This window comes from Lacibacter sp. (assembly GCF_057361365.1).
Genome location: NZ_JBMQSG010000022.1, coordinates 222,377 through 236,340, shown reverse-complemented (window position 1 = coordinate 236,340; position 13,964 = coordinate 222,377). Strand labels below are relative to the sequence as shown.

Annotated in this window: 18 protein-coding genes; 6 read left to right on the top strand and 12 right to left on the bottom strand. The window is 39.3% G+C overall.

Going from position 1 to position 13,964, the window contains the following annotated elements; genetic code table 11:
* Window positions 1-108: 108 nt before the first annotated feature.
* The gene (locus tag ACO1QW_RS19350; protein ID WP_486261031.1) at window positions 109-528 is read right to left on the bottom strand and encodes a Fur family transcriptional regulator; all 420 of its coding nucleotides are present in this window, start codon (window positions 526-528) and stop codon (window positions 109-111) included.
* 12 nt (window positions 529-540) lie between these two features.
* Window positions 541-1,197 carry an SCO family protein gene (locus tag ACO1QW_RS19345; RefSeq protein ID WP_486261030.1) on the bottom strand — a complete coding sequence of 219 codons (657 nt, stop codon included), beginning with the start codon at window positions 1,195-1,197 and terminating at the stop codon, window positions 541-543.
* A 102-nt stretch (window positions 1,198-1,299) separates the two neighbouring features.
* Here ACO1QW_RS19345 and ACO1QW_RS19340 point away from each other — a divergent pair, with 102 nt between their 5' ends.
* The gene (locus tag ACO1QW_RS19340; protein ID WP_486261029.1) at window positions 1,300-1,698 is read left to right on the top strand and encodes a MerC domain-containing protein; all 399 of its coding nucleotides are present in this window, start codon (window positions 1,300-1,302) and stop codon (window positions 1,696-1,698) included.
* 13 nt (window positions 1,699-1,711) lie between these two features.
* Window positions 1,712-2,023 (top strand): DUF3817 domain-containing protein, encoded by a 312-nt coding sequence (locus tag ACO1QW_RS19335; RefSeq protein ID WP_486261028.1) that lies wholly within the window; start codon window positions 1,712-1,714, stop codon window positions 2,021-2,023.
* A 13-nt stretch (window positions 2,024-2,036) separates the two neighbouring features.
* On the opposite strand, the gene ACO1QW_RS19330 is transcribed toward ACO1QW_RS19335, so the two are convergent.
* The 3 genes from ACO1QW_RS19330 to ACO1QW_RS19320 form a co-directional block, all read right to left on the bottom strand.
* Complete coding sequence (locus tag ACO1QW_RS19330; RefSeq protein ID WP_486261027.1) at window positions 2,037-3,695, bottom strand: amidase; 1,659 nt, start codon at window positions 3,693-3,695, stop codon at window positions 2,037-2,039.
* Window positions 3,696-3,783: 88 nt separating this feature from the next.
* Window positions 3,784-4,515 (bottom strand): esterase family protein, encoded by a 732-nt coding sequence (locus tag ACO1QW_RS19325; RefSeq protein WP_486261026.1) that lies wholly within the window; start codon window positions 4,513-4,515, stop codon window positions 3,784-3,786.
* Window positions 4,516-4,622: 107 nt separating this feature from the next.
* Window positions 4,623-5,150 carry a ferritin gene (locus ACO1QW_RS19320; protein ID WP_486261025.1) on the bottom strand — a complete coding sequence of 176 codons (528 nt, stop codon included), beginning with the start codon at window positions 5,148-5,150 and terminating at the stop codon, window positions 4,623-4,625.
* Window positions 5,151-5,288: 138 nt separating this feature from the next.
* Here ACO1QW_RS19320 and ACO1QW_RS19315 point away from each other — a divergent pair, with 138 nt between their 5' ends.
* The gene (locus ACO1QW_RS19315; protein ID WP_486261024.1) at window positions 5,289-5,885 is read left to right on the top strand and encodes a NifU family protein; all 597 of its coding nucleotides are present in this window, start codon (window positions 5,289-5,291) and stop codon (window positions 5,883-5,885) included.
* Between the two features lie 135 nt (window positions 5,886-6,020).
* Window positions 6,021-6,953 (top strand): tetratricopeptide repeat protein, encoded by a 933-nt coding sequence (locus tag ACO1QW_RS19310; RefSeq protein ID WP_486261023.1) that lies wholly within the window; start codon window positions 6,021-6,023, stop codon window positions 6,951-6,953.
* A 13-nt stretch (window positions 6,954-6,966) separates the two neighbouring features.
* On the opposite strand, the gene ACO1QW_RS19305 is transcribed toward ACO1QW_RS19310, so the two are convergent.
* The 3 genes from ACO1QW_RS19305 to ACO1QW_RS19295 all read right to left on the bottom strand — a co-directional run bounded on the left by ACO1QW_RS19305 (window position 6,967) and on the right by ACO1QW_RS19295 (window position 9,022).
* Complete coding sequence (locus ACO1QW_RS19305; protein WP_486261022.1) at window positions 6,967-7,326, bottom strand: cupin domain-containing protein; 360 nt, start codon at window positions 7,324-7,326, stop codon at window positions 6,967-6,969.
* Window positions 7,327-7,387: 61 nt separating this feature from the next.
* On the bottom strand, window positions 7,388-7,807 hold the full coding sequence (locus tag ACO1QW_RS19300) for an OsmC family protein (RefSeq protein WP_486261021.1): 420 nt from the start codon (window positions 7,805-7,807) through the stop codon (window positions 7,388-7,390).
* A gap of 75 nt (window positions 7,808-7,882) precedes the next feature.
* Window positions 7,883-9,022 carry a saccharopine dehydrogenase family protein gene (locus tag ACO1QW_RS19295; RefSeq protein WP_486261020.1) on the bottom strand — a complete coding sequence of 380 codons (1,140 nt, stop codon included), beginning with the start codon at window positions 9,020-9,022 and terminating at the stop codon, window positions 7,883-7,885.
* A 75-nt stretch (window positions 9,023-9,097) separates the two neighbouring features.
* Here ACO1QW_RS19295 and pnuC point away from each other — a divergent pair, with 75 nt between their 5' ends.
* Window positions 9,098-9,718: a nicotinamide riboside transporter PnuC gene (gene pnuC, locus ACO1QW_RS19290; RefSeq protein WP_486261019.1), complete on the top strand. Its 621-nt coding sequence runs from the start codon at window positions 9,098-9,100 to the stop codon at window positions 9,716-9,718.
* Window positions 9,719-9,767: 49 nt separating this feature from the next.
* Complete coding sequence (locus ACO1QW_RS19285) at window positions 9,768-10,307, top strand: AAA family ATPase (protein ID WP_486261018.1); 540 nt, start codon at window positions 9,768-9,770, stop codon at window positions 10,305-10,307.
* Here ACO1QW_RS19285 and mtgA read toward each other — a convergent pair.
* The 4 genes from mtgA to ACO1QW_RS19265 all read right to left on the bottom strand — a co-directional run bounded on the left by mtgA (window position 10,296) and on the right by ACO1QW_RS19265 (window position 13,957).
* The gene (gene mtgA, locus ACO1QW_RS19280; protein ID WP_486261017.1) at window positions 10,296-11,063 is read right to left on the bottom strand and encodes a monofunctional biosynthetic peptidoglycan transglycosylase; all 768 of its coding nucleotides are present in this window, start codon (window positions 11,061-11,063) and stop codon (window positions 10,296-10,298) included. The two genes, ACO1QW_RS19285 and mtgA, sit on opposite strands and share 12 nt — an antisense overlap.
* A 14-nt stretch (window positions 11,064-11,077) precedes the next feature.
* Window positions 11,078-11,596: a hypothetical protein gene (locus ACO1QW_RS19275; RefSeq protein ID WP_486261016.1), complete on the bottom strand. Its 519-nt coding sequence runs from the start codon at window positions 11,594-11,596 to the stop codon at window positions 11,078-11,080.
* 59 nt (window positions 11,597-11,655) lie between these two features.
* Window positions 11,656-12,285 (bottom strand): LysE family translocator, encoded by a 630-nt coding sequence (locus ACO1QW_RS19270; RefSeq protein ID WP_486261015.1) that lies wholly within the window; start codon window positions 12,283-12,285, stop codon window positions 11,656-11,658.
* A 145-nt stretch (window positions 12,286-12,430) separates the two neighbouring features.
* Window positions 12,431-13,957, bottom strand: a complete 1,527-nt coding sequence (locus ACO1QW_RS19265) for a GH3 family acyl-acid amido synthetase (protein WP_486261014.1) — start codon at window positions 13,955-13,957, stop codon at window positions 12,431-12,433.
* Window positions 13,958-13,964 lie beyond the last annotated feature (7 nt).

Sequence of the window (13,964 nt, the reverse complement as noted above, 5' to 3'; positions counted from 1 at the left end):
AGAGTAAAAGAGAATGGGACGATTTACGCTAATTAGCAAGCACACAAAATAAAAGAGAAGCACTACATGCTTCTCTTAAAACTTTTCTTCTTTTTAGAACTCTTAGCTCTAGCTACGGCAATCGTTACAAAAGCCATTCACTACCATATTACTTTTTTGCGGCTGAAATCCTTTCGGCAATTTTACTTCAGGCACTAACACATCATCGAGGCAAATGGTTTTACCGCAGTTGTCGCAAACAAAATGCACATGGTTATCGTGGTGATGACCTTCTTCGCAATCGTGTTTGCATAAAGCATATTTCACCGAATTGTCTGCAGTAGGGATTGTATGAATGATTCCTTTTTCTTCGAATGTTTGTAATGTGCGGTAAATAGTAACACGATCAATTTTATCACTTGCTTTCTTTTCAATATCAGCATGCTCCAAAGCACCCGGTGCATTAAAGAACATGTCGAGTATCTGCAACCGGCTATCCGTCACACTCATGTGATTTTTTTTCAACAAGTCTTTGATCGCTTCGCTCATACTGAAAATTACTTAATTAGGATTATTCTGAAAAATTCCGTTCACAAAGCGTGGTCCATTATAGCTCTCTTTTAATACAAGACTGATGTCTTCATTCAGCTTGGTCAATTCCTGTTTTTTAAGTCCGTCATAAATACCACGCAGTTTGCCGCTTTTATCAACCAAAGCAAAAAGTTGCGTGTGAATGAACTGGTCGGCAATAGGATCAAGACCGTTCTTTTGATCGTCGAGCAAATAACTTTTGCGGGCAGCTTCGTATAATTTTTCTTTAGTGCCCGTTAGTAGCATCCATTTTTTTGGATCAATCTTCATTGAATCAGCATACTGTTTTAAACGGGCAACCGAATCTTTATCAGGATCAACCGTATGGCTTAGTATGATAAAATCTTCTTCATCAGCAAAATCTTTGGCGATCACCGCCATGTTGGTATTCATTTTTGGACAAATGCCTGTGCACGTTGTAAAGAAAAATTCGACTACCTGTACTTTGCCTGCTACATTATTGTTGCTGATGGTATCACCTAACTGGTTTACAAAAGCAAAGTCTTTTACCTCGTTCATGGTGGGCAATTTTTTACGCCAGAGATCTGTACCCCAGAAAATAGCAAGGAAGAATACAGCCGTTAACAGAACAAAGAAACCCAGGTAAAACCACAACTTTTTTGACATATCTGTAAAATGAAGCGCAAAGGTACGAAGTGAACAAAGGCGAATTTCTTAACAAAATAAAATTTGCAACATAATTGCAAATATGTATTTTTGCTGTCCTTTATGAACTTTCGTATTAACTGGGAAGCCTTGGGAATCGCCGCATCTGTAGCCTGTGCCATACACTGTGCTGTTGTGCCATTGTTTATTACCAGCCTTCCTCTTTTCGGGATCAACATTATCCATAACGTGTTTGTGGAAATCGTTCTAATAGGAGCGGCCTTTGTAATCGGTTTCTCTACGTTATGGCATGGTTATAAAAAACACCATCATCATTGGGGAACACTGGTCCCTTTCTCAGCAGGTATGTTGTTGTTTACACTCAACCAGTTTATAAAATTTCCTTATTCTTCATTTGTATTTGTGATACCGGCAGTTGCTTTGATCATCACCGCACATATGCTCAACCATCGTTTTTGCAAAAAAGCGAATCATTGCCACACTACAGATTGTAATCACTGATCTTCTTTATAACATGAATCTGAAACCGCTCCAACTTTTACGCAAAACAGGAATTGCAGAAGGTATTTCTTTTTTAATACTGTTATTAATTGCCATGCCTTTGAAGTATATGTTTGACCTGCCACTAGCTGTAAAATATGTAGGCTGGGCACATGGTTTATTGTTTGTGGTTTATGTTGGCTTAGCTTTTTATGTGAAAGAATATTACAACTGGCCTTTCAAAAAATTTCTCTTTGCTTTTATTGCTGCATGGTTGCCACTCGGCACCTTTGTTTATGACAGGCAGCTGAAGAAAGAAGAACTGGTGTTATCTTCAGCCAAATAATGCTCCCAATTTTTTACTGCTTAAACATAGGTGGATGCACATCATCCCAACCTGTTGCAAGTTGAAAAGCTTTTCCTACCTGTAATAATGTTGCCTCATCGTATAACTTACCAAGAAACGTAATACTTGTTGGAAGATTTCGTTGATTAAAACCTGTTGGCAATACCAATGCAGGATGACCGGTAAGATTTGTGATTTGCAATTGCCTTCCACCATAGGTTGGTGTAATAACAATATCCACGGTTTCAAAAAATGTTTTCATTTGTTGCATCAGCAAATAGCGATGACGGTTTGCATTGATGTATTCAACTGCAGGAATTAATCTTGCTGTACGAAAAGAGTTGGGCCAATCGTTCCTGTTTTGACGTGTCAACTTATCGTCCATATCTGTTCTTGTTAATTCATCAAATGCAGCGGCACTTTCGGCGTTGATAATGATACCAACAATATCAAATGGGTAAGATGTGCTATCAGGAAAATTGACTGGTATTGGTTTGATGCCCATTTGTTCAAACGCCTTCAACACTTTCCATTCGTTCGCACTTGTGTCTTTAATGCGATCAAAGAAATTTTTTGCATAACCAATGCGTAATTTTTTGATGTCTTTTTTCATGCCATAATTAAATGGCATATTCACTGCACCGGGATCTTTTCCATCTGTTCCGTGAATATAATTAAACACAACAGCTGCATCTTCCGCACTTCTGCAAATAGGTCCGGGTTTATCAAGACTCCAGGAAAGCGTCATGCCACCGCTACGACTGATACTTCCAAATGTTGGTCGCAACCCAGTTGCGCCACATACAGTTGATGGCGAAACAATAGAACCCAATGTTTCTGTACCAATAGCAAAGGGAACAAGCCCGGCTACTGTTGCCGAAGCAGAACCAGCAGATGAACCGGATGAACCAAAGTTTAAGTTCCATGGATTTTTTGTACGGCCGCCATACCACCAATCGCCCATAGCTAATGCACCGAGTGTAAACTTTGCAATTAACACGGCACCTGCATCTTTCAGTTTTGTATAAACATAACTATCTTCTTCAATTATTTGTTCCTGGTAAGGAGCAGCACCCCATGTAGTTTTTGTTCCTTTTACTGCAAACAGATCTTTTAAACCATAAGGAATGCCATGCAAGGGTCCACGGTATTTTCCTTTCGCTATTTCTGCATCAGCGTTTCTTGCCTGCTGCATTGCGATCTCTTCTGTTAGAGAAATAACACATTGTAATGTGTCACCAAATTTTCTGATTCGGTCAATAAAAAATTTCGTGAGATCAACCGAAGTGATCTTTTTGTTTTTGATAAGCGATGCGAGCTGGAGAATATTATAGAAAGCAAGATCAGCTTTGTTCATTGGCATAAAAACATTGGACGGAATATTCCACAAAACAGGGAGTTGTTTGGTTTCAAACTGCATACCTGGTAATACGGGGCTTTGCCAAAGACTCATGGGCACGCTGTTATTAAGCGAAAAGGCTCGCATCCTGCTATAGTTAATGCGATTGTCCCGCACATTACGTAACATGCTATCACGCTCGGGTTCAGTAAACTCAAGACCCATTACCTTGGCTGCAATGATCAGGTCTTCTTTGCTAATGGTATCTTTTTGTTGTGCAGTAACAGAGAGTAATGAAAGAGTAGTTGAAAAAAGAAACAATAACTTTCTCATGCGTTTTGGTTTAGGAAATGAAAACTACTAAAACTACAAATGCAACCAACAGATTGTTGATTGCATTTGATGAATGGAAAATCTTATGTTAAAATCTTGTTTCCAGGTAATGCGGCAATAAAGCACGCCATGTATTCCAGTCGTGTGGCCATTCTTCGCCCCAGATGTCTAACTCATAATTAATGCCTTTATCATATAAAATTTTTGCGAAGCGGCCACTGCTGGAGGGATCTTCGTACGCACCACTTCCACTGAAAATATGAATATGACTACTCTGGCGAATTTGTTCAAGCACCGCATGATCAGTTAAGTTGGGCATATAATGCATTGGTGAATTATAATACACCTGTTCATCATAATGCCCCTTCGTGTATTCCATAAGATCATACACGCCACTCATAGCAATAACGCCATTGATAAGGTCCGGTCGTTTTAAAAACAAATTCATACTATGCAATGCACCAAACGATGCACCGCAGGTAATAATGGGTGTATCGAACGATGTATTGGTTTTAATGAAAGGAACAACTTCATTAAAAATATATTCGTTAAACTGGTTTTGCCGAATGGCTTTGTGTGCGCCTTCCATTTCATTATTCATCCAGCTTTCGGTGTTGATGCTGTTTACGGAATAAATTTTCAGCTTACCAGCATCAACCCAAGGACGTAATGTATCCATCAACTGGAAGCGTTCATATTCCAAATAGTCAGCTGCCGCCGTGGGCACCATTAACAACGCAAATCCATAATGACCGTAAATAGCAATGGGCATTTCTTTATTTAATGCGGGGCTGTGCCATCCGTATAATTCTCTTTGCATGAAGCAGGTTTTTAAAGTGAAGAAACAAACTGATCGCTTTCTCTCAAAGTAAAAGAAAAGGATGGCCACTGCAAGAAAACAGCACCATCCTTCAACAAAAAATAAAATTAATGATGTCCAGCCCCTGGTCGTCCGCTGGCTGCTTCGGCACCCATCGTTGAAACATCCCGGTCAAAAAGATACATACCGCTTTTATCGTTACCGATGAGCTTTAATTTATCCATGATGCGGCGGGCCAATGCTTCTTCCTCTATTTGTTCGCTCACATACCATTGTAAAAAGTTGTGAGTTGTATAATCTTTATCCTGCAAACAACTATCTACGAGTTTGTTGATTTCTGTGCTCACCAGTATTTCATGATCAAGCACCTGCTGAAACAATTCTTTTATGCCTTGGTATTTTATGGAAGGAGCTTTTAATTCCGGAATTGTTCCATGTCCGCCACGTTCGTTAATATATTTTACAAGTTTAAGCATGTGCATACGCTCTTCGTCGCTATGCTTGTACAGGAAAGCGGCAACCCCGCTGTAACCCTCTACTTCGGCCCAGCTGGCCATGGCAAGGTATATTTGAGACGATTCGGCTTCAAGTTTGACCTGTTGATTCAGTTCCGTTTCAATTTTCTGTGCTAACATGACCTATTGTTTTAATACCTCTAATTTACGATTACCGAAGGGTTTCGGCAATCAATCGTCATAAAACTGCTAAAATGATAAAAGACCCTCAAAAACCCACTGTTTGTTGCTAAATTTGCAGCTTAAAGTTTCAACGATATGATACAAACAGGCAACCCCGTTATAAGTATTTATACAGAAATGACCCCTAACCCGGAAACAATGAAGTTTGTTGCCAACAAGCTGTTGTATCCTGGTAAAAGCATAGATTTTCCTGAAGTGGCAACGGCCGATGCATCGCCGCTGGCGCAGGAACTTTTTGGCTTTCCTTTCGTGAAAGCTGTGTTTATTGCCAGCAATTTTGTAACGCTTACACGTTCTACTCCCGATACGGATTGGCAGGAATTGATTCCCACCATTCGCCAGTTTTTGAAAGATTACCTCGAAGAAGGTAAGCCAGTGATTGATGAATCAAAGATTGTTGAGCCTGTGAAGGAAGAAGTAGTGTTGAGCGGCGATGAAAGCGATGTGGTAAAACGCATCCAGGAAATTTTGGAAAACTATGTGAAGCCTGCTGTTGAAATGGACGGCGGTGCTATCCAGTTCAAAAGTTTTAAAGATGGAAAAGTAAATCTTGCATTGCAGGGAAGCTGCAGCGGATGCCCTTCTTCAATGATCACGTTGAAAGCAGGTATTGAAGGAATGATGAAGCGTATGATTCCTGAGGTGGAAGAAGTGGTAGCAGAAGCAGAATAAGATCGCTGATGAATTGATTAAAAGATTCTAATGACACAAAGCGTTGCATGAAAGTGCAGCGCTTTTTTGTTTTAGCTTATTGTTTTGAAAAGTAATTCTATTTTACAACCACGATAATCAAAACAAAAGTCGAAAATGAAACAATTGTTCTTTCTGTCCATTCTAATATTTAGTTTTTTAAATCCTGGGTATGCTTGTTTAAATGAGGAAATCAAGGAGCTTAAAGATGGAACTGGTATATATGAAGACCGGGAAGGAAATGTTCCGTACGGGCATCGGTTTTACAGCGATGAAGTGTTTGAAACAGCTTTAATACGTCTTGATAGCTTATACAAAGCGACGAGGCAGTTAGATTACCTTTCGGACAAGGGATTGTTACTCATTTTACTTAAGCGCTATCAGGAAGCGATTAATTTATACCTGGAAATAGAAAGGATAAAGCCCAACAGATACTCAACAGCTTCTAATATAGGAACTGCCTATGAGCTTATGGGGCAAAATGAAAATGCATTAAGATGGATTCAAAAAGCTGTTGCGATTAATCCTAAATCGCATAATCATTCGGAATGGATTCATGTTAAAATTTTAGAAGCGAAAATAAAAGGCGAACAATTTTACAACACATCATTTTTATTAAATACTGATTTTGGACCTGATCTTTTACCTAAATCAAACTTAGATAGAGGCCAGCTTTATAAGCTTTCGAATGCACTTTACTATCAATTAAATGAAAGAGTATCATTTGTTAAGCCTAAAGAGAAGATCGTGGCACAACTCCTATTCGATTTGGGTAATGTTGCCTTTATTTTGGGAAATGTTGATGATGCTCTTGCCGACTATGAGCAAGCAAAAAGATATGGCTTTTCAGGATCATTGATACAAGGCCGGATTAATGAAATAAACCAGTTGTATAAACAGCCGCAAAAAGAATCAAAGAAAATAGTTGCAAAAAAAGTCAAACCAAATTACTTTCTATATACCAGCTCTGGTTTAACTATACTCGCAATTGCAATAGTAATATTGATAGTGACCCAGAGAAAAGAAAACTCCTCACAAAACAAAAACTGAACAATTACTTTTTTCACAATCTGCCTAACTCTTTCTTCGTAAACTCATTATCTACATTACCTGTATTTAATGTAGTTGCTGGTTCAAACAACAGCACCTGCACTTCTTCTTTTGCATTAGGACGGTGTTCAACACCTCGTGGTATAATAATGAATTCGCCTTCGTTAATGCGGATGGTCTTATCTCTTAACTCCATATCAAAACTTCCTTTCACTACATAAAATAATTCATCTTCATGTTCATGATGGTGCCAGGTGAATGGCCCTTTAAACTTCACCAGTTTTACATGCTGCCCATTTAACTCGCCAGCAATTTGCGGACTCCAATGATCAGAAAACAAGCTGAACTTTTCGGCAAGGTTTATCTTTTCCATACTGTAAAATAAAAAAGCCGGTCTTCAATTGAAAACCGGCTGTATAAAAAAAGCGTATTAACTATGCGTTCAAAGTTGCAGTGCTGCTGATCTCTAAACCTTTTCCTAACAATTTTGAAATAGGACAGTTTTGTTCAGCATCCTTTACACATTCCTGGAACTTTGCATCATCAATACCAGGCACAGAAGCAGAAACGATAAGATGAGATTTGCTAACTGTTCCATCAACAAATGTGATCTCACATTTTGTATCAATTTTTTCTGGTGTAAAACCTGCAGCACCTAATACAAAACTCAACTTCATACTAAAACAACCGGCATGTGCAGCTGCAACCAGTTCTTCAGGATTAGTACCAACACCGCTTTCAAAACGGGAGAGGTAAGAATATTGCGTATCAGTTAAAACGGTGCTTTGTGTTGTTAGGTGTCCGTTACCTTCTTTACCTGAGCCATTCCAAACGGCTGTTGCGTGACGTATCATAATGTTTGTTTTTTATTTGCGCTGGTAAATCTAGCGCAAAAATGTATTCGTCACAAACCGGGCCAATGAAAGTTTTTATGCCTTCTTTATCCAATTCACATTTCTTTCCTTTAGGTAGTTTAGTACAAAATTGAAACAGGTTTTATCATTGCCCAATAACTCCGGCGGAAATACGCCTTTCCTACTTATCATATTATTTGCCAACAGATGAACTGCGGCTGTGCAGGCATAGCCGGTAGTTCGGGCCATAGACGAAATTTTTGTAACAGAATCGTACTTGTCAAGCAAATTGTATTCTATTGTTTTTCCTTCGCCATGAATGATGACTTTCATCACCGTAAGTTCCTCTTCTGTTTCGCCTAATTTCCATTCATTAATCAACAGTTTTGACGTTAATTGAAGCGGTGTTATTTCTTTTCCCTGTCCGACCTTGTCATCCGGGCGGGCATCAACCATTATTTTTTCTTCACTAAAAAAACCACTTTGCTTTAGTGCGACAATTAAATCAATATGACCGGGATAACGAAGTGTTTGTTCAATTTGTGTTGGTATATGCGGCATGGTAAACAAAAGTGAACGCAATCCATCAGTGTTGAACGCTTCTAAAGTTCCAACGCCATCAAACAGCATCATCTTCCGATCAGTTAATGCAGGCTTCGTAACAACAACTCCATTCTCTTTCAAACGTGCCGGACGTGTATATTCTTCAATAACATCAATGGGTGAGAAAGGTGCTTTATAGAAGAATGGCGGCTTTGGATGCAGAGGCAATCCGCCCACATAAATTTCAAATGCTTCAATTTTCATTTCTGCGTTGTAACGCCCAATGATCCAGTTGCTCATTCCCGGTGCTACACCACAATCAACAATGGCCGTTACATTTTTTTCCTTAGCCAGTGCATCAAGCAGCAAAACATCTTCCGGAAAAAAAGAAATATCTGCAACGTTCTTTCCTGTATTGATTACAGCTTTTAATGTTTCATATCCCATAAAACCGGGCACAGCCGTAACAACAAGATCAAAAGGTTCAAGCAAAGAAGAATAAGCTGATGTGTTTTGCAAATCGGCAACAATAGTTTGTATGTTATCCGCCCTTTCCTCTAATAGTTGCAGGTTTTTTTCATTCACATCAAATGAAGTCACATTAAATGCAGTGGCAAGATCAAGGGCAATGGCACGGCCTACCATTCCGGCACCAAGTACAGCAATCGTCATACAGCAAAGGTTTGAGCAAAGATCATCGAAAAATTTTTAGCACTCAATCTGAAAATTTCAATGCATTTTTGAAATATGAGTGAAACGATCTGGCAACAGTTTGTTGATGGAATGAGGGCAACTACGCTGCCTGAATACATTGCTGTTTTTTTTGGTATCGCCAGTGTATGGTATAGCCGAAAAGAAAATATCCTGTTATACCCCGTAGGTCTTGTAAGTACAACAATTTATATATGGTTAAGCTATAAGCAGCATTTACTCGGCGAAGCAGCCGTGAATGTTTATTATACAGCAATGAGTATTTACGGATGGTGGCTGTGGGCAAAAAAGGACAGGGAACATCACCATGTATTGCATATCAGTTTTTCCAATAAAAGGTGGGTCCTGTATCAACTGTTGTTCTTTGCGGGGTTTTATGTTGCATTATACATTTCCTTATCGTACCTTAAAAAGGAGTTTGCTCCAGGTGCTATTCCATGGGCCGATTCGTTTGCAGCTGCTACAGCATTTACGGGCATGTGGTTGATGGCAAAAAAGAAAGTAGAAAGTTGGTATTGGTGGATAGCTACGAACATTGCATCTGTGCCGCTGTACTTTGTGAAACAATATGTGTTTACCAGTATTTTTTATGTTGTGCTGTTGGTCATGGCTGTGTTTGGTTTAGTTGAATGGAAGCGAAGAGTAAAATTACGATAGCGATTTTACCCTTGTTTTGTATTGCATCACCCGTTACATTGCAACCTTTATGAATTTCCCGAAGAAAGTTGTTCTCTTGGGCCCGGAATCTACAGGTAAATCTTTTTTGAGCGAACGGTTAGCGAATCACTATCAGTCTGTGTGGTGTCCTGAATATGCTCGTGAATATTTGCTTATGCTTGGACGGCCATACACTGCGGATGATTTGTTGGTGATCGCCAAAAATCAAACCGAGCTGGCAGAGCAATACACAGCCGATGCCCTTGCCAAAAAAGTAAACACAATTTTTTTCGATACGGACATGCATGTAATGAAAGTGTGGAGCGAGGTGGTATTTGGCACATGCGATCCGTGGATCATTCAACAACTCCAACAACAACAATACGATCTTTATCTTCTTTGCAAACCGGACATTCCGTGGGTGGAAGATGAACTAAGAGAATATCCTGAACAGGAAGTGCGTAACGATTTATTCAATGTGTACAAAGAACAATTGAAACAACAAGGCACACCCTGGAGTATTGTTAGCGGAAGTTTTGAAGAACGATTCAACAAGGCGGTAAAAGCAGTGGATGCTTTACTTGGCTGATACTTTCTTTTTCTTTTCTTTTTTCGGCTGCACCTTATCACGAATCAATGGTTGAATATCTTCATCGCCTTCAAGATTATTCATTTGACGCAAAGCCCATCCTGTGCGGGCAGCAACTTGTTTTGATAATGGTTTAACGGTATACTTTTTTGGATTGCGTAATGATGAGGCAATTTGTGCCGCTTCCGCACGTGAAAGTTGAAGGGCAGGTTTTGTATAATATTTTCTGGCTGCTGCTTCAATGCCATAAACACCTTTACCCATTTCAACAACGTTCAAATACACTTCAAGAATTCTTTTCTTCCCCCAGATCCATTCTATCATTTTGGTGAAATACATTTCTAATCCTTTACGAAACCAGCTGCGACCCTGCCATAAAAAAACGTTCTTGGCCGTTTGTTGCGAAAGGGTGGATGCACCACGAATACGTGTTGGCTTTTTTTCGTTGTGATCCATCGCTTTTTCGATCAGCTTCCAATCGAAACCGGCATGATCGGGGAAAAGCTGATCTTCTACAGCAATAACAGCAAGCCTTGCATTGCTGCCCATTTGTTCAATGGAAATATATTCCCGTTTTAAGCCTTCGCCCTTAATCACACTTACGAGTTGCGTAATAGTAATAGGTGGATCGACCCACTTTAATAAAACGATATAAACTAATTGTGCAATAAACAGGATAATGAATAAGCGTTTCAGAAAACGAAACGTTTTTTGGAAGAATGTGCTGTTGGAGGAATTGGATTTTTTTGCCGCCATGCTTGCAATATACGTTACTGCTTTTTCTCAGGAAGTTTTTCTGACGGATAAAGATCCAGTATCTGCAGATCATACTTATTTCCGAGTCGGTATTTTTTATTTCCCTTGAAAATAATTTGTTGGGCATTGTATAGCACCACCGGCACATACACCAGTGCCACGCCTGATACAATGGCTTTGCCCAACGGCTCACCGCTAATAGCCAAACCCGCAGTAAATAAAGGAATGCCAAGGTTACTATATAAAAATGCCTGTTTGTTAAACGGAATAAATTGATGTTTCCTTTTTTGTTTTTTAAATACAATAGCAACATCCCGTTTATGAATACCCCCGCCAAGAAAATAAATACTATCGTTCTGAATTAAATAGATTGTTCCTGTATATCGTAAGCCAAGTTTTGTTTGCAGAGTGATGGTTGAACCTTCGGCGTAACGTTTTTTAGCAATGCCGTTTTTACGTAATACCAATTCATTGAATTGTGCATTAGCAACAGATGTAAAAAATAAAAGCAGTAAAAGAATGGCTGGTTTCATAACAAGGCTCAAAAGAACATTAGAAAATTGAAATTCTTTGTTAAGAAGATACGGCTTATTTATTTACGGTAAAATAAAATCCCGATCATGAGTACAACACCAAATACAATCAGGATAGTGCCCGATACTTTGTTGATCAATGAAATTGTTCTTTGCGTGAGGCGACTCCTTAGTTTGTTGGCAAGAAATACTTTCAGCAAATCAAAGATCAACACGACGAAAAGACATACGGCGAACGTGGCAATGCGCTCGTTTACCGGGATGGTAATAAAAGCGGTGGCCCAGGTAAACCAAAAAGCAATTACACTCGGGTTGAGCGTGTTCATAAAATAGCCGGCAAAAAATATCTTTACATAGTCGCTTGCACTGCGTTTCATTTCAATGCCATCGCCCAACTCATTAAGTTTTATTTTTTTGAAAAAGAGAAAATAGACTCCAATACCAATGAGCAAAGCACTGCCGCCAACACCTATTACTTTTTCAAATTTCAAAAGACGGTTAAAGAGTTCAGTAAAAATATTGCTCACAAGTACCAGCGTAAGATCACTGGCGGATACACCAAACACAAATGCTAACCCACCTTTGTGCCCGTTACTGATGCTTTGTTTAATGATGGAAAAAATAACCGGGCCCATACTAATGGCCAGCAATAAACCTAGCGCCAAACCTTTGATGATTGCTTCGGTCATGTAAACAACAATTACAACAAGAAATGTTCGTGAATGTACTTTATTTTTTGGGAGAAGAAAACGAACCGCAAAGAAATGAGCACGCAAAGTTTACGCAGAGAAGTCTCTGCGTTTGACTCTTTTTCTCCATTCTTGGCGGTGAAAATTACAACTTACCAGTTGCTAAAAACTTTTGCCAATCGGCCAGCATTTTACCTTTTAATACACGTGGAAATTTATGCTGTGCTCCAATCTTACCTTTCTGTTTCATAAATTCCATGAAAGTTGATTCAGGCAAAATATCAAGGAAAACATCTTTTAACGCACTGCCACGCTCAACTGCATAATCGTCATTAATTTCTTTCAAAGCATTGTCAATGGCAACACGTAGTTCTTCTGTATTTACATTATCATCACACGCAACATACCAATGATGTGCAAAGAAGTTACCGTGAGGTTCGCCAATAACGGTGTATTCGGGAATTGAAATATTCATATTCTCACTTACCACCTGTATGGCTTTGTTCATATTGTCTACACTCAAATGCTCGCCAACAAGACTTAAGAAATGCTTAGTGCGGCCAGTGATAACAATTTCACACTTCTCTTTATCTGTAAAACGAATGGTATCACCAATTAAATAACGCCAGGTACCAGCACTTGTGCTGATCAATAAAGCATAATCCTTTCCTTCTTCAACCTGGTGAATCATCAACGCTTCAGGTTTTGCAATGATGTTTCCATCAGCATCAAAATTTTTATCTTCAAAAGGAACAAATTCATGAAAAATGTGTTCATTCAAAACAAGACGCATGCCTTCGGCATCCTGCCTGTTTTGATAAGCGATAAATCCTTCACTTGCCAGGTAGGTTTCAATATTGATCAGCGGTTTACCAAGCAATTTTTCAAAACCATGCTTGTATGGTTCAAATGAAACTCCACCATGCACAAAAAATGCAAGGTTGGGCCATATCTCATGAATGTTCTTGAGTTGGTAACGCTCAATAATCATTTCCATGCACATCTGTATCCACGCAGGTACGCCCACAACAAAACCAATATCCCAGTTGGGCGCTTCATTAACAATATAATCAAGCTTAATGTTCCAGTCTTTTGTCTTTGCAATTTTCTTTCCCGGTTTATAAAAGGGACTAAACCAGAAAGGCATTTTCTTAGCGGTAATACCACTAAGATCACCCGCATAATATCCCGGGCCTTTTTGCAAATCGGTACTGCCGCCTAACATCAACCAGCCTTTTCCTAAACTACGCACGGGTAAATTTTCATAAGTGCGTAATGAGATCAACTGTTTGATCATGGCAATGCGATTGCCCTTCATAAGATCGTTGGTAATAGGAATGTATTTGCTTGCTGCTTCACTTGTACCTGAGCTGAGTGCAAAATATTTGATCTTGCCGGGCCAGCACACATCAGTATTTCCTTCCAGTGTTTTATGCCACCAATCTTTATAGATCTTATTGTAATCATGAACGGGCACCAATTCCTGGAAACGTTTTCCGGGATGGCGGTTATTCAACACTTCATCAAAATGATATTGCTGACCAAATTCGGTATGCTTCGCCTTCTTCATCAGCTTTTTCAGCACTTTTATTTGCTGACGCTTCGGTGAATTAACGGGGAGGTTGAGCGCCTTGCGCAACGTCTTAGGTAAATTGATTTCGATTAATGACATGCTTACC

What these genes read in the sequence shown, in the direction of transcription:
- ACO1QW_RS19350 (WP_486261031.1), bottom strand. Translation starts at nt 528, where the DNA reads ATGAGCGAAGCGATCAAAGACTTGTTGAAAAAAAATCACATGAGTGTG.
- ACO1QW_RS19345 (WP_486261030.1), bottom strand. Translation starts at nt 1,197, where the DNA reads ATGTCAAAAAAGTTGTGGTTTTACCTGGGTTTCTTTGTTCTGTTAACG.
- ACO1QW_RS19340 (WP_486261029.1), top strand. Translation starts at nt 1,300, where the DNA reads ATGAACTTTCGTATTAACTGGGAAGCCTTGGGAATCGCCGCATCTGTA.
- ACO1QW_RS19335 (WP_486261028.1), top strand. Translation starts at nt 1,712, where the DNA reads ATGAATCTGAAACCGCTCCAACTTTTACGCAAAACAGGAATTGCAGAA.
- ACO1QW_RS19330 (WP_486261027.1), bottom strand. Translation starts at nt 3,695, where the DNA reads ATGAGAAAGTTATTGTTTCTTTTTTCAACTACTCTTTCATTACTCTCT.
- ACO1QW_RS19325 (WP_486261026.1), bottom strand. Translation starts at nt 4,515, where the DNA reads ATGCAAAGAGAATTATACGGATGGCACAGCCCCGCATTAAATAAAGAA.
- ACO1QW_RS19320 (WP_486261025.1), bottom strand. Translation starts at nt 5,150, where the DNA reads ATGTTAGCACAGAAAATTGAAACGGAACTGAATCAACAGGTCAAACTT.
- ACO1QW_RS19315 (WP_486261024.1), top strand. Translation starts at nt 5,289, where the DNA reads ATGATACAAACAGGCAACCCCGTTATAAGTATTTATACAGAAATGACC.
- ACO1QW_RS19310 (WP_486261023.1), top strand. Translation starts at nt 6,021, where the DNA reads ATGAAACAATTGTTCTTTCTGTCCATTCTAATATTTAGTTTTTTAAAT.
- ACO1QW_RS19305 (WP_486261022.1), bottom strand. Translation starts at nt 7,326, where the DNA reads ATGGAAAAGATAAACCTTGCCGAAAAGTTCAGCTTGTTTTCTGATCAT.
- ACO1QW_RS19300 (WP_486261021.1), bottom strand. Translation starts at nt 7,807, where the DNA reads ATGATACGTCACGCAACAGCCGTTTGGAATGGCTCAGGTAAAGAAGGT.
- ACO1QW_RS19295 (WP_486261020.1), bottom strand. Translation starts at nt 9,022, where the DNA reads ATGACGATTGCTGTACTTGGTGCCGGAATGGTAGGCCGTGCCATTGCC.
- pnuC (WP_486261019.1), top strand. Translation starts at nt 9,098, where the DNA reads ATGAGTGAAACGATCTGGCAACAGTTTGTTGATGGAATGAGGGCAACT.
- ACO1QW_RS19285 (WP_486261018.1), top strand. Translation starts at nt 9,768, where the DNA reads ATGAATTTCCCGAAGAAAGTTGTTCTCTTGGGCCCGGAATCTACAGGT.
- mtgA (WP_486261017.1), bottom strand. Translation starts at nt 11,063, where the DNA reads ATGGCGGCAAAAAAATCCAATTCCTCCAACAGCACATTCTTCCAAAAA.
- ACO1QW_RS19275 (WP_486261016.1), bottom strand. Translation starts at nt 11,596, where the DNA reads ATGAAACCAGCCATTCTTTTACTGCTTTTATTTTTTACATCTGTTGCT.
- ACO1QW_RS19270 (WP_486261015.1), bottom strand. Translation starts at nt 12,285, where the DNA reads ATGACCGAAGCAATCATCAAAGGTTTGGCGCTAGGTTTATTGCTGGCC.
- ACO1QW_RS19265 (WP_486261014.1), bottom strand. Translation starts at nt 13,957, where the DNA reads ATGTCATTAATCGAAATCAATTTACCTAAGACGTTGCGCAAGGCGCTC.